Here is a 23,121-nt window from a genome sequence, read left to right on the forward strand (position 1 = left end):
GTTCTCGGTTGGCCTTTTTCTTTGCGCGCTCCCGCGTGTTTGCGGGGGCTCGTGCGGATTTCTGCGGACTTCCTTCCTTCGGTCGTCTCGCCCATCTCAGACCTATTTCGCTCTCTCCTGGCCATTCTTCTCTCCAGCCTCGCTCCCCGGCTAAGGGCCGAAGTCCGCAGAGGCCGCAACGCGGACCCATATAGATCAATGGGTTACGCGCTGACGAATCAAACGGTTGGATTGCGGCATCGGCAGGCAAAGGAAACCATGTCGGTTGTGTTTTGTCGGTAGTTTTTGACAGCTGCCGACGTTTCGCAACATTATGACGACATGGACAGTTCGCACCAGAGCATTCTGGATCTTGCCGCCCAGCGCGGCCTTATTCGCCCACGCGATCTCAATGAGCGTGGGCTGCCCACGGTCGCCCTCACGCGACTGGTGCGGCAAGGGCTGCTCCAGCGCGTGGGACGGGGCCTGTACGCAATTCCGGACCGGGCCGTCTCGGAACACGGCGCACTCACCGAGGTGGCACACAAGCACCGGCAAGCCATCGTCTGCCTGCTGTCGGCACTGCGCCTACATGAACTCACCACACAGTCGCCGTTCGAGGTCTGGCTGGCAATCCCCAACAAGGCACGCGCGCCAAAGATGGACTATCCCCCGCTGCGCATCGTGCGCTTCTCTTGCGCTGCGCTGACGGAGGGGGTCGAGGAGCACCTCATCGATGGTGTGCCGGTGCGCGTGACCAACGTCGCCCGGACCGTGGCTGACTGCTTCAAGTTCCGCAACAAGATCGGCCTCGATGTCGCGCTGGAGGCGCTACAGGAGTCCTGGCGTGCCAAGCGCGTCAGCATGGATGAACTTTGGCGTTTTGCTGCGCTGTTCCGTGTGGCCAATGTGATGCGCCCCTACATGGAAAGCCTGTCATGAACCAGCGCAACATGGCCGCCTCGGTGCGCGCCCGCCTGCTCAACCGCGCCCGCGAGACCCGGCAAGACTTCAATCTGATCTTGACCCGCTATGCGCTTGAGCGCCTGCTTTACCGGCTCAGCATCTCCCCCCACGCCGACCAGTTCCTGCTGAAAGGTGCACTGCTGTTCGACTTGTGGTTCGACATCCCGCATCGTCCGACACGCGACGCCGATCTGCTGGGCTTCGGCTCGGCCGAGATTCCGCATGTCGAGACGGCGTTTCGGGAGATCTGTGCGGTGGAACTGGACGACGGCATACGCTTCCAAGCCGACTCGGTACACGCGGAGGAGATCCGCAAGGAAGCCAACTACTCCGGTGTCCGGGTCACGCTCCTCGGACTGTTGGACGGTGCCCGATGCCACGTGCAGGTCGACGTGGGTTTCGGTGACGCCGTGACACCCGGCCCCGAGGCTGTCGATTACCCGGTGATGCTGCCGGACATGCCTGCCCCGAAGCTGCGTGCCTACCCCCGCTACACGGTCGTCGCCGAGAAACTGGAGGCGCTGGTGTCACTCGGCATCGCCAATAGCCGCATGAAGGATTACTTCGACCTCTGGATCTTGTCGCGCCACAGCGAATTCGACGGCGCGCTCCTGTCCAAGGCGATCCACGCCACCTTCGAGCGCCGCAGGACGCCGCTGCCGGACGGCGTCCCCTTCGGCTTAAGTGACGAATTCGCTCAGGATCGGCAGAAGCAGACCCAATGGCAGGCATTCTTGAGGAAGAATGCTTTGGTCGAGCTTCAGCTTTCCGAGGTCATTGCCGGACTGCGTGCGTTCCTGTCATTCCCGCTGGACGCGCTACGGCAAGCTGCCGCTTTTCCGCTGGCGTGGCGTGCAGATAGCGGATGGACGCCGAGCACCGAGTGTACAAGGCGATGAAGCTCAATCTGCGCCGCAAGGCCAAGCAGCGGCTGCCCAAGCGCGAACGCGTACCGCTCTACGTTCCCCTGCTGCCCGATGCCGTCTGGTCAGCGGATTTCATGGCCGACGCGCTGGCGTGTGGCCGCCGCTTCCGGACCTTCAACGTGGTCGACGACTTCAACCGCGAGGCGCTGCACATCGAGGTCGACACCTCGATCTCGTCCACGCGCCTGGTCCGCATCTTCGAGCAGCTCAAGCGCGACCACGGCCTGCCGCAGGTCCTGCGTACCGACAACGGCCCGGAGTTCCTGGGCGAGGCCTTCGTGCAGTGGGCCAAGCTCAACGGCATGGCCATCCGGTACATCCAGCCCGGCAAGCCCAACCAGAACGCCTACATCGAACGCTTCAATCGGACCTTCCGCGAGGAGGTCCTGGACCAGCACCTGTTCACCCGCCTCGACGACGTGCGCGAGGCCGCGTACTGGTGGATGCTCGAGTACAACGAGGAGCGTCCCCACGATTCGCTCGGCGATCTGACCCCGGCCGAGTACCGCCAACGCATCGCCGGAAGTTCTACTTTTGAAATGCCTGCTTGACGGGGAAGCTTACGCGGCTCGCAGCCATCGTGGATTTCACGTTCAACCTCGGCGCGGGGCGGCTGCAGACCTCGACGCTGCGGCGGCGCGTCAACCAGCGCGACTGGTCAAGCGCAGTCAACGAGCTGCGGCGGTGGGTGTATGGCGGCGGTAAAGTCCTACCAGGGCTGGTAGCGCGACGCGAGGCGGAAAGCGCTCTCCTCGGATAACCACGTCCTGATCATCAGGCACGGAAGATGTCGACCTTTGTCTCGAGGCACTTGCGCATGCTCAAATCGTTGGCGCCGACCTCGAACCAGCTACCGGGCTTCTGATAGAAATCCAGGCCGCGGCCAATCTTGATGACCCAGCCGTTGTCCAGCCTGATTTCCCGGTCATGCATGTTGGGATTGAGCTTCACTTCGAGCTCAACGTCCAGCTCCAGAAGGCTCTGCTTCAATTCGTCCAGCTTTTCCGCAATGTCGGCAAGCTGCGTGTTGTCGTCGTAACCGGTGAAAAGGGTGATTTTTCTGACGGTGCCCGCCTTCACGACTGTTTCGCAAAAGCGGACGAAATTCTGAATCTGGTGCTGGAGTCGAATGTACGGGTCTTCGATGATCACCGTCTTTGCGCCACGCAGGTACGGCCCCATGATCGACTCGTAGCTGTATCCGGTATCGCCATACAGTATCGTGAAATGCTGCTCTTTGAGTTCTTCCACCGTCTCGGGCGGGCTCATCGTAGTATCAGCAGGCACAACCGGCGGTTCCGCTGGAGTGACTGGAAGCGGCGCCGTCTGAGCCCCTCGATCAAGTGAGACGTCCTCCTGATGAAGCTGTCGCCGTGCGGGCCGCTGCGTTGCCGTCGCGTCCTTTGACTCCGGACAGAACACCACCACCTCGTCTCCACTGCCCTTGAAGTAGGAAAGATTGATCAGCGCAAACTCATCATCCGGTTTGCGCTTGTTCATCTGCTCTTTCACGCGCCGACGGCATTCCACAGCGTAGGCGACGTACTCTTCAAACTCGTCGTCAGATGGCTGGCCATTCGGGTGCAGGATCTTCAGGAAGGCGCAAACCGTCTTCTTGATGCCTTTTTCGTCACGACCCTCGATGGCCTTGCCCAGCTTGATCCGCTTGCTCACCTCCTCGTACCGGTTGGTGTGCTGGAACTGATAGTGGAAGGCCTCGGCAAGGTAGTCGGTGATGAAGCCATAGTGGCTCGTCAAGAACTCGCTGCTGTTTTTCGGCATCTCCCACCCTGGGATATAAGCCGCGAAGCGGTCCATCACCGCCAGGTCGAGTTCGGGCGGGAGCGGCTGGAACAGGTCATGCTGATCCGAGTTCACGACCTGTTGCACGGAAAGATCTATGTTGCCGACAAAGCTCAGGCTGGCATCGGCGATCACTTCGGCACCGCGTGAAAAACGCCCGTTGGCCATGAAGTCCTTCATGATCTGGATGGTGTCCGGATCGCGAACTTTGATTCCCCCCACCTCGTCGAACGCCACCACATCCCAATAACCCACCAGTCCGACCTTGCGGCGGGCGTTGTTGTAGAAGAGGGTGGCCTTGGTCGCCTGGCCGCCTGAAATCAGCGTGGCATAAGGCGAGAACTCGCTGAAGAAATAGGACTTACCGGTTCCACGCGGCCCGAGTTCGATGTAGTTGTAGTTCGGTTCCACCAATGCAGCCAGCCGGGCGATGAAGTGCAGCTTCACCCGATGGGAGAGTTTGACTGGCTCAAGTCCCACCGACCGCAGCACAGCATCAAGCCACTCGTTCCGGCCAAATGCATTGCGCCCCTCGACGTAGCGCTCAAAGTCGAAGCGGGAGAGCTGGATCGGCCGCAGGTCCTCGATGTAGAACGCGTAGTCGTCCTCTTCGATATCGTTGTGGGAGATGGTGACCTCGGCCCAAATCCCCCCTTCTAGCAGACGGTCGTTATCGCGGTAGAACTTCTCGCTGATGGCGATGCGTTGCGAGTTGAAGTTCTCCAGCGATGCCCAATGCCGCTTCTCTTTCTCGACATAGCGGACATGCACCTTGTCGATGAAGCGATGCTTGCCCTTGGTCGCCACCCGTGACTGCGCAGCATTGGCCTCGTCGGGGCGAACGTAGTTGTCCTGCAGTGTGGCCAGCACTGCCTCCATGCCCGCATCCATCTCCGCCTGGTCATCACTGGCGCAGAACCGCGCCAGGAGAAATTCCAGGACGAAGGTCGGCACGTTTGTTCCCTTCTTGATCCGGTGTAGCAAGTCCTTTCGGACCACCTTGCCGTCGAAGGCGGCCATCAGCTTCTTGTCGAGTTCGTCCAGCTCGTTCATACCGTGTAGTCCGTTTCCAGATTGAGCGCGCAGTAACTGGCCAGCGTCGTCGGATTGAGCGCCTTCACGCTGAATTTGCCTTCGAAGTCCGGGTCCATGCGTAGCGCAATCTGCTTGCGCTGCCCGGGCATCAGGCTCAGGGTGCGCGTAGCCGGGTTCACCTCGCCGCCGGGTCGTGGCTCTCCAACCACATTACCCTTGCTGTCCTGGGCCTCAAGAAGAATCTCCACACTCATCCCCTGCGAGAACATATCGTCAGAGACCAGTATCACTTCGATGACGGGGACTCGCGTAGTAATTCGTTTCGCCCCGTTCTTGTAGGACAGTTCGATCGCCACCTTCGCCATCTTGGGTTGCTCGGCGGCATCGAGTCTGGCGAGCAGTACCGGCACTACAGCTTCAGTCAGTGATGCGCCGCCGTGGAAATACTGATGTCCTGCGCGGTACGGCGCCATGCTCCGCGGCAGCGCGGCTTGCGCGAAATCACCCCGTATCCCGAGCTTTTCGGATGCCACCACCAGGCTATGGCCGTCGCCCGCACCGTCGCCCAGCATCATGCGGTCATGGGCATTGAAGGGCCACGCACCGCTTGGCTTCTTGCAGACATCGCCGGCCCCGGCCTGGGCATTCAAGAAGAAGCCATGGTCGGTCGCGATCACGGCCTCCTTGAAGCCCATCCCGCGCAGCTTATGCAGTGCGACGCGAATCAGTTTCAGGATTCCAGGAATCAGGCCAAGCGTGGATTCCGGGTTGTTTTCCAACTGGCTGTCGATCTCCGTGGAGCGCAGCACCAGCAAATCGACCGTCTCCGCGACCTTCGGCTTGCCGCGCACGAAGTCGTTGAGCTGCATCTCCGCGAATCGGTCGCCGAAACGCTTCCGAAACGCATCCATGCGCTGGACCACTGTGCCCACTGGCACACCGGCCAGCTTGGGCAGCAGCGCTTCCTTCTCCAGGGCAAGACTGAGCTCCGCGCGTGCACCCGGAAGGAGGCTTGCCATCCCCACGATCGTGATGGAGGGTAACTGGGCGTAGGCCGCTTGAAGCTCCACCGGCCCGTCCTCCGACAGCATCTTCTCCAGCGCCACCCCCAGCTCGTAGCGCAGCGCATCGACCATCAGATAGGCGATCTTCCGGCCTTTTTCCTTCAGGCGGTCGGCGACCAGGCGATCGAATACATCGGCGTTCGCCAGCCGGCCGGCGGGGGGCCAACCCGAGGTTTCGAGATGCTTCACAAACAGGCCCTGCACCCGCTCTGTAAGCCTTCGATAACGTGCGCGGGCCTGCTGGACTACCTCATTCATGAGGCCGTGCGGATCGAGAAAGTCTCCCACCGCCTGCTCGAACTCTCGTTGCAACCGGTCGGCCTCGCGCAGGCTCCCTAGATAGAAGTCCAGCAACTCGGCCTGCGAGCGTGAGTAATCTGGCAACTGCCGCTCGAAGTCCTCGCACGCCTCCACCAATGCCAAGCCCGCTCGCACCAGATCCCACTGAGCCTGGCTCTCACCCTTGCCGCGCCACACCGACCCTTTGTGCCTCGCGAGGATTTCACGAGTGGTGTCGGTATCGCCATTGCTGATGCCCTTGATGGCAGCACGAAGAAACGTGCGCTCCTCGAACGGAAAGGTGTCGCGCTCGCCCAGGTCGTCAATGGTCTGGCACGCCAGCGCCAGGTTCAGCTCGGATTCGATCGCCTCGGCCCGCTCGATGTACACAGCGCGCGTCTTGGGCCCGTTGCGGAGCTGGTCGCACACGTCCTCGACCACTGGCTTCGCCTCGATCGGCGCATGCGGCACATCCTGGAGCGATTCGGGAAGCGGTTCAGGCAGGTCGAACACGAACTCGCTGAACAGCACGTAGCGCCAAAGCTCGTCGGCTACCGACATCCATGTCTTGCCGCGCGTCTTGAGCGACAGGCCAAGCGAAGCGCGCAAGAAGTCGCGCGCCTCCTGCACCCAACCCTCCTGGCCCTTCAGCGCATCGAGCTGGGATTCGGTCGGCGCCAGCAAAGCGGCGAGAATCTCACGCGCCGAATCGGCCTTGAGCGTGGCACGCAACTGCGGCCAACTGACCCCGCCGCCAATCGCGTCGATCACGGCAAACGAGGGCGCGCCCTCACTTGCCGAGAAGACGCGGCGAATTTCCGTGTGGTGATCCGGCTTCGCCTTCAGGCAAAGGCTCAAGTACTCGTCGCCATCGTCCTGCGGGAAGATTGACCCGCACGCGGCGAATGGGGAGAACGGATCGATCTGCCTTTGCTCGTCGGTCTCAGGCCGTTTGCTTGGCACATAGATCAGCACGCCCTGCAGCTTGGAGCTGGGCTGGCCCACCGTGCGCAATGCGGCAAGGGCCGCCTCCCGGCTTTCGATGCTGCTCTCGGAAGCGTCGACCACCTGGGTCTTCCCGTCTTTCAGATCCAGGCACAGGTCCTTGTACCGCCCCTGGACGTCATACACGACCAGGCAGCCCGCGGCGGCAAGACGGGGCCGCAGGACCTCCTCACGAATGAAATCGGCAATAGTCAAAACGCACCCCTCAGAAATCCAAATGCTTGCCGCAGTGGCCGATGACGATCTTTTTCTCACCTGCCAACCACTCAAAATGCACCCGCAAAGTCTCGGCCAAACTGTCCTTCACGCCGTGCTTCAGGTGCTTTTCCATGAGAATGTCGCGCCCGCGGTAGCTGAACGTGCGGCGACGCTTGCCATCGTTGCTCAGGACACTGGCTTCCTTAGCTGCATAAGCGTTCTGCCCAAACACCGCCTTAGCCTGTTGATCGCTTTTGCCGTCGGCAAGGTGCTGCCAATACTCCGTCGCCAGCTTATGCAGAAGCTCGTAAGCCTTGGCCCCTAGTCGAAAGCCACCACGATCCGACTCCTTGGCGGAAGCCCTAGCTGCGTCCAGGAATATGATTCGATCTGCATAAAGAGTCGCGATCAGCTCCATAACCTGCTGCAGACTGGGGTTACCCTTGAGAAGGGCAGCGACAAGCTCGCGTAATGGCGCCAATGCCTCGGCAGCCTCATCCCGCGCATCGTCGCTGGACTGCATGCCGCTCAATGCATGCTTGAGATTGGCGATATCGGCCTGAAGGGTTCTGGCTTCCTGGTCCTTTACCTCGCACTCGGACCTAATGCGCACAATCTCGCTATCCTTGGCTTGCAGTTCCTGGTCGGCCGCCTCAAGTAAAGCGACATACTCCGCGACCTCCTCCGAATGACCGCCTGCTTTTGTGCGTTCAATCGTCCGTGACAATTGGGCGCGAAGCACGGCCTGGCCAACCTTCTCAGGCGAGGTGTGCCGCCATGAATACGGTAGATTGGTGCGATGGGTAATCGCGGCCAACACTTCAGACTCAATCGAGTTGCCGCCCTCCAAGATGTCCGCAATCTCATCGGGGCGTAAAAGCACGGTTTCGCAGAAGCGACCACGCTCCCCGTTACGCACAGGAAATACAATGTTGATGGCACCGCCAAAGGCCATGTATCGCCGGCCTACGGACTCTTCAATGGCGAAGGTGTTTTCTGTTGCTGGTATCGCAACCACATCCGACAACCCTACCAGGATTGACCGCAAACGATCCGGCTCAACGGGATACTCGCCATCACGACTTGGGCTGATCACCACGATGGGATAATCCCGTCCATCACGTTCCACTTCATGCAGAAACGCCAGAGCACTCTCTTCAGTCAAGTGCTTGACCTTCAGGCCAGGCGTCTGCCCCAGGGGGTTACACGCTCTGATCAGTTGCTCAACCAGTTTGGGGCGAGTCACTTGAATCGTTGCGGTCACCCGCGCACTCACCTCTTCTGTTTTTAACAGCAAGGAGCACTCCACTGGGCCACCTAAGGCTTCCTGCCGCAATCCGATTTCAGTAATCCATCTTCTGCCCGATACCTTGTCGTCCCGAGGGCTAAGCTGTGCACAGAACAAGTAGGGATACAGTTTCTGCCCGTCTTCAGTCACGGTGGCGCGGGAGCTCAACGTACTGCTGTCCTTGAGCTTTAACTCGCGGATACCTTCGGCAAGCCTGGTGCCATCTACATAGGTTTTGGCGCGTCGCCCCACCCACTTGGCAGCCAGCTGAATGATCTGCTCTGGACCCTGCTCCGGCTCGAACAGAAAACTGTTGACATAGACCAGCATGAATTATCCCCCTTTCTTCTTTCTGCCTCGTGCCGTCTTCGGCTTGGCCGGCGGTTCGATGTACAAATCCTCAACTCCATGCGCGATGGCCAGCGACTTATCGGTCTTGCACTTCTCGCGTACCCGGTCGGGCCAGTAGTTCATGGCCAGGTGGGCCCAGTCGAATTCGCCTTTCTCCAGCTTGGACCAGGTGTCCTTGAGCACCTTCTGCCAGGGCTTGTGGCGGAACAGCGGCCACAGCGGCGCGGCGCAAATCTGCACGCCGTCGTCATGGTTGGGTTTGTACGTTGGCGCGAGCTTGAGCAGGGTGTCGCGCAGTTCGATCAGTTCCAGCTCGAAAGCCTGGAGTTCTTCGAACTGCTTTTCCTCCACGCGGCTGCGGCTGGCACCCTTGTTACGCAACTGGGCAGCGGCGTCGCTCACCTCTTTGAGCTTGGGTTCGACGAAATCGTTAATGGCGGTGTAAAGCGTCTGGCTGGTAAGGCTGGGGTAATAGACCCACAACGTATAACTGCCGGAGGTCGTGCTCAGCGGCCAGTAGATGGGGGCTTTGCGACGGCTCTTGGAGTAGCGCTGCAGATGGAAGGCGAAGAAGTCTCGTTGCAGCCAGCGACGCACGTCTTCCAGCACGGGAGCCTCGACGCGGGCGAGCACCTCTTCGACCAGACGCGCCAGGTCGTGGGGGTGGCCGGCGTCGTCCACCAGGATTCCGGCGTGGGCGTGATACGGCGCGGCCCCGTCGGGCAGCATTCCGGGGCTTTTGGCGGGCAGCGGATCGAAAGGATCGGGCTCTGGAGGTGCCGCGCGCTCTCCCGTGGCTAGGCGCCAGTCGAAGCGTCCGAAGGCTACACCGAGTGCCCAACTTAACAGGCCGGCTGTCTGGTCGATGGGCGCAGCACTGTCTTCATCGTCGCCTTCGTCATCTGCGCTGTCCTCGGCATCGTTGGCCACACCTTGGGTGCCTTGCACGGAAGCACGGTCGGCCTCGTTGAAGCCATAGAGGTCAAAGGCGATGTCGTCGATCTCTGATTGGATGCGCGCCAGCTCTGCCTCGATGGTGGGCGGATGGTAGTTACCTAGACGGACGCGCAGCGCAGCCGGTAGCACAAAGGCGTGAGACGTTTCTTCGATGGTGTCCAGCGTACGCTTCAACGACCAGGCGCGCCGCGCCAGTGTGGCGAGCTTGCTTTGCTGCGCGGCGCTGAGGTCGGGGACAGGAGTTTGCTGAATCAAACCGACTTCAAACGATTGCGCCAGCTCCACACGCGCCAACTGCACCGAGACCAGCAGGCCAAAGGCTTGGCTGTTGAGGAGCGTGCAAAGCGTCAGCAAGGCATCTGGCGCGTCGTCGGCGACAAAGGCGGCGGGGCCTTTGTCGGCAAAGATGCAGCCACGGGGCATGACGCGAAAACTGAGACCGTTGGTGCGGCGCGGCCAAGTGAGGCCGGGGCGAAAGTAGCAATGCGGATTGTGAAGCTCCGCCTTCCAATGAGGGCTCCACCCACGGCTAGCTCTGTAGTCACTCACAAACGTTTTTGGTTCTATTCCGTCATTTCGCCACCGAATTACTAGGTGGATATCAGCATAGAACGGAGAGTAGCGCCCACCTTTGGCGAAGGCGGGGTATTCCTCACTATTTCCTGTTATCTCCCAGTTCAAACGAAGAAATCTGCCATCATCTTTAGTGGATGCCCCAATTGCGGCAATCCGCTCCTCATTTTGTAGCGCAGGTGAGCTTTCAAATGCCTTCCTTACTGCCTCACTCACCCAGTACGCAAACGGTTTCCCCGGCACCGAATCAAAGGCTTGCGACGGCACTTCAAACACCCGCGCATCACTGACGCCGGTGCGCTGTTGACCGCATACCTCCAGTAAAGCAGCGGCCTTGTCATCCTCACTGAGTAATCGCAAAAATAGACTCATGGCTGCTTCTCCAGTACATAAGCGGCGGCTTCCACCATGGCATCGTCCATCACCCCATGCCCCAGATCGGCCATGACTTCGGGCCGGGCAATCCCCAATACCACTTGCTCGCGCCACTTCTGAAAGCTGGAGAGGAAGAAGCACGTCCGCGAGGTGATAGCGCCAATACGACCGCCAGCGCGCAGCAGTTCCAAGCCGCGCTCCACCATAATGGCCAGCAAATCGTTCTTGCTGCGCGGATAGGCTTTGGCGAGTTGATTCTTGGTGTTGGCAGCCAACGCGCCAAAGGGCGGATTCATCACCACGACATCAAAGACTTCGCGGCACAGATCGATCAGGCGCAGGCCCTGCAAGGCATCCTGCGCAAACAGGCGCCCCTGATACGTCGACTTTGCCGCTTGAGCGAACTCAGTAAGTGCCATGCGCAGCCTTGCCTCTGCTTGCTGCCAGTTCTCCTGCTCCTGTTGGGCAAACAGGCCAGTGCCCTTGCCCACATAAACCTGGCGAATCAAGTTCGGTAGCTCGCGTTCAACCTGGAGCAGCACTCCGAGCTCCGGCAGGCCCTTGAGCAGTTGCAGGGTCTTCTCGAACAACTCGGCATCGCGCTGATCGAGGTTGGCGGCAAACTGCTGGCGCAGCTCACGCTCTGCCGGCGGCGCAATGGCGGCGATCACATGGCCCCGCCCAATCAGGGGTCGGTCTTTGGCCTTCACACCGGCATCGTGCCAAGCACGCTGCGCTCGCAGCCACAGTGCCAGGGATGCGATCTGCGCAGCGCGCGGGTCGATGTCCACGCCATAGATGTTGTGTTCGATGATCAGGCGCGGCACGTCGCGCAGGAATGCCGATTCGTCCTCATAGGTCTGGCTCAGCGGCTTGAATGCAGCCTGGGGCTGGGTCGAGACATCCAGCGAACCGGGCCCGTGCTGCTGCTCCCAAGCCCAGGCCTCGCGATAGATTTCAGCGAACAGATCGAAGGCATATAGGCCGAAGTGCATGGAGCCGCAGGCCGGGTCCAGTAGCTTCAGGGTGCGCGGGTCACGCAGCTTGGTGGCGGCTTGTGGCGTTTCGTCCGGCTTCACCAGCAAGTACTGGCAGTGCTCCCGAAGGCCGGTGACCCCGCCGGTGGCGTTGAACCAAAGGCGCCCCAGGGTGTTGTCCACCAGGAACTCGACCACGTAGCGCGGCGTGAAGAACTGGTTACGCACCGCCAACTCGCGGCTGTTGCGCGGCGCCTGCGAGGCATCACGCATCGCCTTGCGCTCTTCCTTGGAGTTGAAGTACTGGTAAATCCAGCCGATGGTTTCGTCCTCGCTCCACAGCGGGGCGATGTCGGCATCGTTGATCAGATTCAGCACTTGCAGCAGCGCCGCCTCGCGCGGGAACAGGCGGCCCTGGGGCGAGTAGCGGTCGAACAGCCCCGGCAGGTCTTGGGCGAGCTCATCAAACACGCTGAACAGGTACACGCGGTAGGCATCGCCGGTTTCTCCCAAGCCGGTACCAGCCAGCCGCGCATAGAGCTGAAAGCCCTTGGCCTGGAAACCATTGCCTACCGACTCCACCAGCAGACCACGCGCCTCTGCCATGCGCAGGGCCGCAAGGCGATTGAGCACGGTGAAGGCCTGCTCACGCACGATGCGATCCAGCCCCTGCGTGGCGTTCATGTCGCCGCTGGCGGTGTAGTGCGCTAGGGTGTCGCGCAGAATGCGGGCGGTTTCGCGCTGGGCGTCGTTGATATGCCGCAGGCTGGTCAGATCGGCCACGCTGCCCGAGTTCGGGTCCATGCCGTAGTCGTTCTGCAGCTGGCGGGTGAATTCCTCTTCCAGCACGCGCCGCGCATCGTTGACGAAGCGCTGGAGACGGTTTCTTGTTGTTTGGTCGAATGCCATCAATCGATTCCTATTGTTCTGTGCCTGCTTGCAGTGAACCGGGCGCTTGCCAATCCTGGCCAAAGTGAGCGCGCAGGCTCTCGATGGCCGCCGGCATTGCTCCCTCGCAGGTCATGCCCAGGTACGTGGCTGCGCGGGTGGTGCCAACGTAGAGGTATTTGTCAAACAGCTCGGGATGCAAGGCGGCGAGCCGGTCAATGGCCACGAAGAACACCGCCTCGAATTCCAGCCCCTTGATGTGCTGGACATCGAAGACCCGGACGTTGCTCTCCTGTCCTACGGCCTGGCCCTCACGGCAGGCGATGACTTGAATGTTGTGCTCGGCCAGGACGGTGTTGAGCGCATCGGCAACCGGGGCGACTTCAGCCTCCGAATTCACGAAGATGGCCGTGGACGGCAGTTGGCCGACAAAGCGGTAGATCTCACGGATGCGGTCGGCAAGCCAGGCCACTACATCTTCACCGGCGGCGTATTCCAGCAAGGCCGGTGCAACGCCATTGCTGTCGACGTGTGCGGGGAGACTGACGTGCTGCTCCGTCCCGCCGACAGCGCGGATCATCGCGCGGGCAAGCTCGTTGAGCTGCTTGCTCTGGCGGTAGGAGACCGTGATCTCCTTGATGTCGAAGTCGGGAAACACCCACTTCAAGTCGTCGGTGGAACGCGCGCCCCAGGTGGTCAACCGCTGGTTGAAGTCGCCGCAGGCGAAAAAAGAGCGCAAACGCGGGTGGGCCAATGCGGCCATGCAGGCCAGCTGAATGGGCGAGAAATCGGTCGCTTCGTCGACCAGGATCTGGTTGCGGAAATGCCCGAGGAAAGGTTGAAGCGAGGACCAGGCCGGGCTGTCGATGTCGCGCAGGACATTCGGCTTGCTGATCAGATCGCCCGCAGCGCGCAGAATGGCCAGTAGCACCAGGTCCAGTTCGAGCGGATGGATGTCGCGGGCCTCGAAGCCATCCTTGACGTACCAGGTGCCATCCTCCTGGCGTTGCCGCCGGAAAGCCCGGTAGCGTTTTGGGATGCCGTCGACATAGCGCTTGACCGGATTCGTAAAGCGGCGCGCACTGGTTTGCACCAGCAGACTGGCGCCCACCTCTGCACGGTCGGCTTCGGTCAGGGTGCGGTCCCCCAGCCATTCGACGATTTTGCCGGTTCGAGAGGTCTTGCTGAGCGAGCGTTTTGCGGCGACCGATCGCGCCTGGACGCGAACGGCTTGCATATAGGCATTGAGCGCTGCGGCCCGGCCGGTCCGCGGTGTTGCGGTTTCCTCTTCCTCATCGGTATCGAGGTCGTCGGCTTCGTCGGTGTCGGTGACCTGGGTCTGCTGTAATCCATCGAGGAAACGCGCCAGCTCATCCAGGAACCCCCTGTTCCGGTTGAGCTGGAGATTCAATGCGCCTTTGATTTTCGCATCAGAGGCCTCCTTCAACTTGCTGACGAGGGCCTGCACCTTGGGGAGCTCTGCAGCAAGCGCCGCAAAGGTAGAGGCCAATGCGCCATCGCTGGCGCGCTCCAGGATGCTCGCCAACCGACTTCCGAGATCCCGGACCTCAGACGACGCAGCCTGGCTGAGTAGGACTGCGGCATCCCGCGACTCCTGGACATAGACGTTGCGCTGCCAGGCATCGAAGTCGCTGTACCACTGCGTGGGCCGTGCCAAGGCCTCCACATTGAGGCTCTGAACTCCATCCTTCAGCACGAAGGTACCCCCGCCGGTGGCTGTTCTCAGTACGCCAAAGGCATTCCTTGCAAGCTCCCTGCGGTAGTCGTGCCAGGTACGAATACGCAGATCAGAGGCCGGTACGCCTTCGCGGGCGAAGGCCTCCTTCAAGTATTGCTTCAACAGCTCCGTGGGTGTGAACATCAACCAGCTGTCGGAGTGCGCAACGCCCTGGGTTGCGCCGAGGCTGCCAACTAGGCGCTTCTCGCCCTCTTCAAGAAAGGCGGTGTCGAGCTTTTGCCCCAAGCGACGGATCAGCGTCGTGGTCTTGCCCGTACCAGGTGGCCCAAGGATCAACAGTCGCTTGTCGAGCGGCAGGCGAAAGATTTCATCCTGGTATTGATCGAGCACGGGCTGATCCCTGAGCCCCATCTTGGTGATGACGCTGCGGCGCACCCCCTCGATGATGTTGGCCTTGACCGTCTCTTCGGCCAGGACCTGCCCCAAGATGTCTTCAGTGACCTCTTCGCCGGTGACCTCGGTGAGCAAGGCCCTGAGCGACTCGATCGTGATGGGGCCGAAGGCCTCGGCCTCCACGATCGTGTCCCGCGAATCCCACCCCTCGGGCAGCGCCGCAGGACGCAGTTGGGTGCGTTCAAGCACGTGGAGTTCGCGGCCGTCGGGTCGCCTGAACTCTTCGCCAACCGGCAGGGACGCCAGGCGTCCGATCGGCGCCCGGTAACTGATCACGCCGAGGTTGGCCATCCCCTGGTCGCCGCGGCAAAAATAGTAGGTCTCGCGCTCGCCTTCCTCGTCCTCGACCACGACGCGCGCAATTGCCGGCTCCCTTGAAAGCAGCTCGTAGCTTGCGCGGTTCTGGCTGTCGATTTCCCTGAGCCTTTGTATCGCTGAGCCCGAGGTCAGCGTATTGACACCGGCGAGCACATCCGTCGTCAAACTGGCCGTCTCGCCGAGTTTTGCCTTGGCGGCCGAGGCAGTGCGCTCCAACTGGGCAAGGACGTCTTCAGCAACGTCCTCGACGTGTTGCTTGGAATCCGCAGTCAGCGCCATCGTCACTCTCCCCCCGTTCCTGGTTGGCCGCCGACCACAAACGACACCTCAATCTCGGCATAAAGGCCAATCTGAGCTTTGATCTCGTGCAGTTGCTGTATGAGCGCTTCGATATCGGCGGCGGAAGTCATCCTCACCGGCACCGTGATGGACCTGGCGAGCTTGTTTGGACCTTTCTCACCGGTCTTGGCGCGCTCATCCTCCAGGCGCTTGCGCATGCGTTCCTGGCCCTGGCGCTGGATGGATCGCTTGAGATCTTCGAGGGTGCTGTTGATGTCGTAGTCGCGCGCCAGCAGTTTCTTGAGACCGGCCAGATCCTGATCGGCCTCCAGAGCCAAGTCATCGAGACGACTGACCGCATTGCCGCGTTCCTCTTGGGTCAACTCGTCCCATTCCGCGATGCGCTGGAGGTCTTCGGCACCTTCTTTGATCCGTGCCTTCTGCTGATCGACCAGGGTAATCACCGCCTCCCGCACTCGACTCTGCAGGTGTGTCAGCAGCGAGTTGAAATCGGCTACGTGCTTGTAGAACTCCTCCTGCGCCAGGCGCTCCGCAAGCAGCCCGAGCTCTTCAGCCACTTCCCGGCGAAGATCGCCCGGCACGCCCGTGTCTGGCAGGGCCTCGATTTCCCGGCGATGGTTCTGCAAGTCGCGGATGGTTGCCTGGAGGCCGTTGTCGAAGGCGCGGCGAATCTCCTGTGCCCACTTGAGGTCGTCGTAGAGGGCAGAGCTTTCCGCCCCCAGGCGCTGCGGGGCGTCGGACGCATCGGTGAAGAGTACGTCGGCGATGTCTTGGGTGAGCCGGCGCATACGTTCGCCGCCGTGGATGCCCAAGCCGTCCAGCTTCTCGGCCAGGGGACCGTACTCGTGCTGGAAGCGCGGGAAGTGCTTCACGGCCGCCTTGCTGATCTCCTGCTCGAGCGGGATGATCATTTCCCCTGCGAGCTCGGTGAGCCGTTCCGCGGCTCGACCCAACGTATCAATGGACGGGCGTTCGTCGCGTAGGGAGACGCCGATCTGCTTGAATGCGTTGTTGGTCTTGAGCGCGTCGATCGCTTGCTGCCCTGCCGCCGTCACCTCGCGGCCCGAGACCTTGAGCTTGATCTCGCCAGCCATCAGCATGGCGGCGAGAATGTAGCGCGTGGTATCGGCCGACCAGCCGAAGGGCGCATCGGAAAAGTGGTCGAGGAGCCGTTTGCCCTCTACGGTACCGCTGCGTTCGATGTAGTCCCGGATGCTGATCATCGCCTTGTGATCGGTCTTGAACTGGGCGCGACCGGCAACGGTTTGCACGAACCCCAGCGGGTCGAGGCTGCTTCCAATAGCGGCAGGATTGGACGTCTTCAGGAACTTTTCGGCCGTGTCGGTTGCAGCACGCACCGGAGCTTCGGCATAGCGATCGAATACTTGCTCGGCAACGTCGACAAGCAGTTTCTTGGCCGCCTCGAGCAGGTCTGCATCCAGTGCCGTGACGGCCGTGACCTGGCCGCGGAACACGAACGACCCGGCTTGCAGGGTCTGTTTGATCTTGCTCTGAAGCTGGGTGCTGAGTTTCGCGGCACGATCCAACTGACCCGAACAGTAGTCCTTGATCTCCTGGTCGGGTTCGTTGCGATGAAGCTCCGCAATGCGCTGGCAGCGATAGATTTCCCCGGCCAGGTCGTCCAGCTCTGGATTCGTCCTCGCCAAGAGCCCGACCAGGTTCCGGCCAGATCGACTGCGGGAGTCGTCCAGCATTCGGTTCTTGGCGGCCTCGTAGTCGGAGGCCGGCACGAACTCGGCCACGGTCTGGATCGTGTTCTGCTCGCCAGCAAGGCTCGTAAGAAAGCTGCCCGCCTGGATCTTCAAGCCGCTGGCAACTGCCATGGTCCCGTGCAGACTGACCCGTGGGAGAGGATTGAATGCCTCGCGCAAGGCGTCGTTGAAGATGCGCTTTACGTCGACAGAGCGCAGTGGAATGCCACCGCGCTCCTGCTCGATGTCCCGCAGCTTTTCGCTCAGGAAGACCAGATTCCCATCCTTCTCCCCAAGCGGAACAAGTACATCGCCCAACATCTCGTCCACCGCCTTGCGGACGGCATCTGCCTGTGATGCCGCCGTGATCGACGGGTGCATGAGGTTTGCGACGTTCTGCACCGTGACCGGCAAGTTGCCCAGGATCTGCAAAACGGCGATGGTCTTGCCGATGTCTTGATGGAGCGGAGAGTCTGGATACCGAATCTGGACCTTGTCCACTGCCTGATGAATCGAGGGAAAGGCGCGACGGATGTCTTTTTCAAGCTCGTCGTATAGCGTGACGGTAGTGGCAAGCCAGCCGACCGGCTGGTCAGCCATGGCTTTCGAGCCACCTTCGCCACGCAGAACGTCCTGTATGACCTTGATTGCCGAGCGCAGCCCGATGCCACCGGTCGACTTGGCCAGTGCGCCCAGGAGGTGGAGCAGGATGTCAAAGTGCGCCGGCAGGAAGGGATACAGATTGATGAAGCTCTCCCGGCTGAAATCCGCGTCGTAGTACTTGGCGTCCTGCAGCTTGGTGTTGTGCCGCAGAGCCTGGCCATGCGCATCAAACAGCTTGCCAAGCTCAGCGTCGCCGGCAGGCGACTTGCCCAACAGACGGCGGTAGCAGATTTCCTTGATGTCGCTGGACTCGAGGTCAATCTGGATTGGGAAGCGATCCTTGAGCTTGAAGAGCTGCGGCGAGTTGATGCTGGCGCGCGGGTCGTCTTCGGTCAGGGTTTGCTGCGCGGTGGAAATGATCCAGACCTTGCCGTCGCCGAGCCGCTTGAGGTTCTTGGCGAGCCCATCCAGGTTGAGAATGAGGTTGTCGCGCGATGCCACGTACTGCCCGACCTCGTCGATGACGAAGATGATGTGCTGCTTGCCGCTCTTCTCGCGCACGATGTCGATCATTTCCTGTACGCGCTGGTCCTCGAACTGGAAGAAGCCCTCGGTACTGGAAGAAAACGACTTGGCCTCAGGGAAGAGCGCGGGGTACATCTCGTGGGCGATCTTGGGGATCAGACCGTCGATGGCGAGCGGGTTGTTCTGAACGCGCGCCCAGGTGGCTCCGGGCAGCGCTTTGGCGATCTTGTCGTGCAGCTCCGCGGTGCGCCCATCCTTTTCGACCATCCGCTCGAAAGCAGCCACCTTGAGGTTTCGTGAATATCCCGCCCACTGGAGCACTTTGAAGTACAAAACCGTGGAGACGTCTTCCATCGTTGCGCCCGCGAGCATTTCACTCGCGAGGTCCAACATGACGACCGCGGCCGGGAATCGCTGCGCCACCGTAGAAAGCAGCGCCTTTGTCTGGGGCTGATGCAGGCGATTCTGGAGGTGTTTCAGGAACGGCGTCCCGTCGATGACACTACGATCGTCGAACGCCAGACCGAGGTACTTGGTGAAGGAGCTCTTACCAGAGCCATAGAAGCCGGAGACCCAGACACCGACCTCGTTCTCGCCCCCGGATTCCATCGCCAACTGCATCTTGGAGAGCAGGTCGTAGAACTGCTTCTCGATGTGCTCGGTGACGACATACTCCGAGATTTCCGCCTTGAGTCGGTTCTCCTGCGAGACGCCGTAGGCGATGACCTTCTCGATGGTTCTGGAGATGTCTTTACTGGGATCGAAGAGAGAACGGATCGTCATTGTCTTGTCCTTGCAATCTCAAATCGGTTAGCCGCCTACGTGGACGGACCGATAGTTGCCGTCCTCCGGGTAGAAGCCCAGGAACTTCAGGCGAGTTGTCCCAGTGCGCACCCCTGGGTACAGAAACACGGTCGGCACATGAAACTTGCCCTGGAGCTGGCTTTCGATGGCGCCGATGCGGAGGAAGGGGTGTAGCGCCTCCAGATCGGTGACGAGCAGCAGGGCGTTTCGCTTTCCTTCAAGTGGCTCAAGGGTCGCCTCCAGCCGCTTGAGGAGCGCGTTGTCGGCCATCAGAATGTCGGCAAGTGCCTTGTTGGTCCGGGACCAGTCCAGAGGTGCGGATTTGTCCTCCATGACGCAGAGCGACCAGAAGGGGTCGTCTTTCAGCAGCTGCCAGATTTGCTCGGCGATTGAGAATGTATGTACCTCCCAACCTTCCTGATGAAGCTTGGCAATCCAGGCCGGCGTTTGACGCTTGACCTCGAGAATCAACTTCGGATCGAACACGAGGTAGTAGATCGGCTCGAAGCTCGCATGGCCGAGCTCGCGCCCATGCCGGATGCGCTCCCGCAGTTCATCAAAGTCAGCTTTGAGCGAGGACATCGCAGAGCGCCTCCATGTGAGGGTGTTTCCAACTAATACGCACGACATCGGATGCTGCTTGGACGATCAGCAGCCCCTGCAGTGATAGTCGCTTGATCTCCTCCAATACGTCGTCGCGCGCCAAACCAAACACCTGCCAGTCCTCATGCGACAACAGCGCGTTGTCTCCCACGCCCGCGAAATGCAGTTCGTAAGCGAGGTAGGCAGCGACACTCGGCGAAATCCGGAACGGGACAATGCGGCGGCTCTTTCGTATTCCGCGTTCGAGCAAACCGTAGTCGGCGCAGCAGCCTGTCAAGTAGCCGGAGACACGGCGAATGGTCGTTTCGGACCAGCGCCTCGCGGTCTTGCCGTCATCGATGCCGCGCTCTACGAATGCACGCGCATCTTCATTCGAAATTTCCGTGTATCCGCCTTCGTAGCGACTCCAGTACATCTGCCGAACAAAATCGCCAAGAATCGGGTTGGCTCGGCAGGTGAACAACAGCATGAGCTGGCTGATCTCACTGGCCGACAGGCGCTGCAGAAGCCTCTTCAGATGGTGAGCCGGTGCTCCTTCTCGCACGAGGTACCTAGGGGCAAAGCTCTCGACGATGATGTTCCGAAGGCGTCGCGCCGTGATGGTCGGGAATCGACCCGATTCCAGCGCCTTTTGGAATAGCTCGGTTGTGGACATTCCTGGCGTCCACAGGTCGAGCAGCGTTTTCGTCTCGTCTACAAGGCCGAGACCAGCTTGCAATTGGGTGGTGTAGGGTCTTGTCTCTGCCACGTTCACCCCATGAGATACGGATAAGCGCGGGTCTGGTTGGCGAAGGCAAAGAAATAGCCTGCGGCGATTGCGCTCGAAACTTCGTGCGTTCCAAACTGATCGATTCCACCAACAGAGGCCGGGCCCTCCATCGCGCTCTCCTTGCTATCAGCCATCTGGGAGAGCGCCGCAAGTGCTACGTCGTTGCCTTGCACCGCGCTTTGAAGAATCCGTATCCCCTCATCTGTGCCCATCAGCGCGTGCAGGTCTTGCTCCACCTCTTCAGGCAGCCTGAACAGATGGAAACTGCCTACGTTGACCTGCTCGTCGTGAAGCCGTCTCGCCGCCTCAACCACGCCGTGGTACTGAGCAAGTGGGGCTGTTTTCGGCACCACGAATTCGAGCGAGCGCAGGCTGTAGTCGCCAAAGAATGAGGTGTTCCACCAGGCGAACTGAGACCGCTCCCCCAGGAACCCAACAAGCAATCTCAACCTGAGTATCGTTGGGAGATATACTTCGCTCGTTTTATCAGTCATGGTCGGTTCGTACTCTTCTTGTTAATTGGTCGCTGCTCCGGCGCGGCCGCTCGGCGCTGCCTCTGGGATGCGGTATCCCGGAGCCAGGATGGCGTTCTTCACCCCATAAAGCGCCAAGTGATCCTTGAGCCACAACCGATATTCGTGCCCACGCAGGCTGTGATCGGGCGAGCAGTCCACGCTCCACTTGCGGAGGATGTAACCGGCTGTCGCCGCGCGCAGCTTCATGCGTAACGCGCCACCCTGCATGCCGTAGTCCATCTCGGTGATCTCCGGCCGCGGCTGGTCCGGATGGGGTACGAGCTCCAGCTCGACGATCCGGGTCCACTGGATGTCCTGATCAGGCCGTTCATGTCCTTCGACCCCCGCATCCTTGAGCACCTTCGGTCTCTTGATGCGCGTGATGACGAAGTCGCGAAAATCCTGGGTCTTGCGGTCGAAAGCACGGACGTGCCAGAGCAGACCGTTGTCGATCAGCGCGAAGGGGGCGATTTCCCGCTCCGTGCGGCCGCTGGAGATCGAGTGGTACTCAATTCTGAGCAGGCATTCCTGGTGAATGGCTCGCGTAACACAGGCCAGTATGTCGAGATCCGGATACGCGAGTCGTGATGGAATCTCGCTGGCTACCCATGGCTTGAGTCGCGTGGGTTCCCCATCCCCAAACCCCTGCGTCAGCCACGACAGCACACGCTCGGGCGGAAAATCGAAGACCGGCTTGAAATCCGGACCCAGGACATAGGACTTGCCCTTGGGGTCGTAGTCGATGTTCCCCGGAGCCAACTCCTTGTAAAGCGCTAAGTCCCTTGTGGCGGCGGCAGACTGGATACCGAACCGCGAAACCAGGTCCTGGCGGCGGATCTCCCCGATGAAGAGCACACGCAGCTCAACAAACGCGAGGCGATCGCGCTGCGGCTGGGTCAGATCGGCAAGCTGTTCGTTCGGCATCCTGGCTCCTTCGGGTTGGCGAAGGCTTGTGGGAATTATTGCGGGAAGTATATGGTCTACCCTAGAATGTGTCCATAGAATTGTGGTGTTAACTGTGTGCGTTGCATTTTGATTACCGTTGCCGTACCCAACGGAACCTGCTCCGGGCCGTTCGGCACGCCTGGAGGGTGGCTACACCTGCTTGAAGGCAGTGGACCGACCAGCCTTTCGTAGACATCCGGACGCCATAATTCATGGCAATGACCGAGGTGTTTATGGGCAACAGCAAGCAGTACACGGATGAGTTCCGGGCCGAGGCGGTGAAGCAGGTGATCGAGCGCGGCTTCACGGTGGTGGACGTCGCCGCCCGGATCGGGATCCCCAAGCACACCCTGTATGGCTGGGTGCAGGTGGCGAGGAAGATGGCGCCGGCATCGGGCGCTTCAGCAGCGCCGAGCGACTCGGCCGAGATCCGCCGGCTCAAGGCCGAGCTGCGGCGTGTGACCGAGGAGCGCGACATCCTAAAAAAAGCCGCCGCGTACTTTGCCAAGGGGTAAGGGCGAAGTACGCGTTCATGCGCGCGCACATCCGCGAGTTCCGCCTGGTCGCGATGTGCCGGGTGCTGGGCGTGCACCGCAGCGGCTCTACGCCTGGTTGCGCCAAGGCGCCAGTGCCCGCGAGCGGGACGATCAGCGCCTGCTGGGGCTGATCAGGCACCACTGGCTGGCCAGCGGCGCGGTGTATGGCTATCGCAAGATCACCTTGGACCTGCGGGAAGCCGGCGAGCATTGCAGCCGGCACCGCGTCCGGCGGCTGATGAAGGCCGAGGGCCTGCGGGCGCAGGTGGGCTATGGCGGCAAGCCGCGCCACCGCGGCGGCCCGGTCGGTGCCGTGGCGAACGTGCTCAACCGGGACTTCACGCCGCACGCCCCGAACAAGGTCTGGGTCACGGACATCACCTACATCCGCACCTACGAGGGCTGGCTGTTCCTGGCGGCGGTGATGGACTTGTACTCGCGCCAGATCGTCGGTTGGGCAACCGCATCCACGATGACCAGCGACCTGGTGCTGCAGGCGCTGATGGCGGCGGCATGGCGACGCAAGCCCGGCCCGGGCGTGCTCGTCCCGACGTCCCCCCGCTTTCAGTAGCGGGGCTCTTTAGAGTCCGGGTTTCATCGTAGCGGCTTTGGCCGCCAACTGTTCGGCATAAGCGGCCGGCGTCAGACCGCCCAAGGTCTTCTTCGGTCGTTCCT

Annotated in this window: 14 protein-coding genes and 2 pseudogenes; 5 read left to right on the forward strand and 11 right to left on the reverse strand. The window is 61.0% G+C overall.

Annotated features, from left to right (window positions below; all coding sequences use genetic code 11):
- The first annotated feature begins 321 nt into the window (after nucleotides 1–321).
- The 4 genes and pseudogenes from CSC68_RS12235 to CSC68_RS12250 all read left to right on the forward strand — a co-directional run bounded on the left by CSC68_RS12235 (nucleotide 322) and on the right by CSC68_RS12250 (nucleotide 2,631).
- On the forward strand, nucleotides 322–921 hold the full coding sequence (locus CSC68_RS12235) for a type IV toxin-antitoxin system AbiEi family antitoxin domain-containing protein (RefSeq protein WP_162203837.1): 600 nt from the start codon (nucleotides 322–324) through the stop codon (nucleotides 919–921).
- Nucleotides 918–1,844, forward strand: coding sequence for a nucleotidyl transferase AbiEii/AbiGii toxin family protein (locus CSC68_RS12240; RefSeq protein ID WP_211365746.1), 927 nt, complete (start codon nucleotides 918–920; stop codon nucleotides 1,842–1,844). The genes CSC68_RS12235 and CSC68_RS12240 overlap by 4 nt, the downstream gene beginning before the upstream one ends.
- A pseudogene (locus tag CSC68_RS12245) lies at nucleotides 1,823–2,422 on the forward strand (integrase core domain-containing protein); the annotation flags it as partial. The gene CSC68_RS12240 and the pseudogene CSC68_RS12245, both read left to right, overlap by 22 nt.
- Nucleotides 2,419–2,631: a lysozyme gene (locus tag CSC68_RS12250; RefSeq protein WP_425501249.1), complete on the forward strand. Its 213-nt coding sequence runs from the start codon at nucleotides 2,419–2,421 to the stop codon at nucleotides 2,629–2,631. The pseudogene CSC68_RS12245 and the gene CSC68_RS12250, both read left to right, overlap by 4 nt.
- Nucleotides 2,632–2,645: 14 nt before the next feature.
- Here CSC68_RS12250 and brxL read toward each other — a convergent pair whose 3' ends face one another.
- From brxL to CSC68_RS12305, 11 genes are read right to left on the reverse strand one after another with little or no spacing between them, the layout of a single operon-like run.
- Nucleotides 2,646–4,727, reverse strand: a complete 2,082-nt coding sequence (gene brxL, locus CSC68_RS12255; RefSeq protein ID WP_211365747.1) for a BREX system Lon protease-like protein BrxL — start codon at nucleotides 4,725–4,727, stop codon at nucleotides 2,646–2,648.
- A complete protein-coding gene (locus tag CSC68_RS12260; protein ID WP_162203838.1) occupies nucleotides 4,724–7,252 on the reverse strand; it encodes a PglZ domain-containing protein in 2,529 nt (842 codons plus the stop codon). The genes brxL and CSC68_RS12260 overlap by 4 nt, the downstream gene beginning before the upstream one ends.
- A gap of 10 nt (nucleotides 7,253–7,262) precedes the next feature.
- Complete coding sequence (locus CSC68_RS12265; RefSeq protein WP_162203839.1) at nucleotides 7,263–8,873, reverse strand: hypothetical protein; 1,611 nt, start codon at nucleotides 8,871–8,873, stop codon at nucleotides 7,263–7,265.
- 3 nt (nucleotides 8,874–8,876) lie between these two features.
- Complete coding sequence (locus CSC68_RS12270; protein WP_162203840.1) at nucleotides 8,877–10,796, reverse strand: type II restriction endonuclease subunit M; 1,920 nt, start codon at nucleotides 10,794–10,796, stop codon at nucleotides 8,877–8,879.
- Nucleotides 10,793–12,685: an Eco57I restriction-modification methylase domain-containing protein gene (locus CSC68_RS12275; protein WP_162203841.1), complete on the reverse strand. Its 1,893-nt coding sequence runs from the start codon at nucleotides 12,683–12,685 to the stop codon at nucleotides 10,793–10,795. Before CSC68_RS12275 ends, CSC68_RS12270 begins: the two co-directional genes overlap by 4 nt.
- A 10-nt stretch (nucleotides 12,686–12,695) precedes the next feature.
- The gene (locus CSC68_RS12280; protein WP_162203849.1) at nucleotides 12,696–15,413 is read right to left on the reverse strand and encodes an ATP-binding domain-containing protein; all 2,718 of its coding nucleotides are present in this window, start codon (nucleotides 15,411–15,413) and stop codon (nucleotides 12,696–12,698) included.
- Between the two features lie 2 nt (nucleotides 15,414–15,415).
- Nucleotides 15,416–19,057, reverse strand: coding sequence for a BREX system P-loop protein BrxC (gene brxC, locus CSC68_RS12285; protein WP_162203842.1), 3,642 nt, complete (start codon nucleotides 19,055–19,057; stop codon nucleotides 15,416–15,418).
- A gap of 27 nt (nucleotides 19,058–19,084) precedes the next feature.
- The gene (locus CSC68_RS12290; protein WP_162203843.1) at nucleotides 19,085–19,660 is read right to left on the reverse strand and encodes a BREX protein BrxB domain-containing protein; all 576 of its coding nucleotides are present in this window, start codon (nucleotides 19,658–19,660) and stop codon (nucleotides 19,085–19,087) included.
- Nucleotides 19,641–20,435 (reverse strand): DUF1819 family protein, encoded by a 795-nt coding sequence (locus CSC68_RS12295; RefSeq protein WP_246193557.1) that lies wholly within the window; start codon nucleotides 20,433–20,435, stop codon nucleotides 19,641–19,643. The genes CSC68_RS12290 and CSC68_RS12295 overlap by 20 nt, the downstream gene beginning before the upstream one ends.
- Nucleotides 20,432–20,944 (reverse strand): BrxE family protein, encoded by a 513-nt coding sequence (locus CSC68_RS12300; protein WP_162203844.1) that lies wholly within the window; start codon nucleotides 20,942–20,944, stop codon nucleotides 20,432–20,434. The genes CSC68_RS12295 and CSC68_RS12300 overlap by 4 nt, the downstream gene beginning before the upstream one ends.
- A 21-nt stretch (nucleotides 20,945–20,965) precedes the next feature.
- Entirely contained in the window at nucleotides 20,966–21,889 is a 924-nt protein-coding gene (locus CSC68_RS12305) for a WYL domain-containing protein (RefSeq protein WP_162203845.1), read from the reverse strand.
- Between the two features lie 254 nt (nucleotides 21,890–22,143).
- On the opposite strand from CSC68_RS12305, the pseudogene CSC68_RS12310 reads away from it, so the two are divergent.
- Nucleotides 22,144–22,993, forward strand: a pseudogene (locus tag CSC68_RS12310) (IS3 family transposase); the annotation flags it as partial.
- Nucleotides 22,994–23,121 lie beyond the last annotated feature (128 nt).

It is taken from the genome of Pseudoxanthomonas suwonensis (assembly GCF_010093235.1).
GTDB classification, from domain to species: domain Bacteria; phylum Pseudomonadota; class Gammaproteobacteria; order Xanthomonadales; family Xanthomonadaceae; genus Pseudoxanthomonas; species Pseudoxanthomonas suwonensis.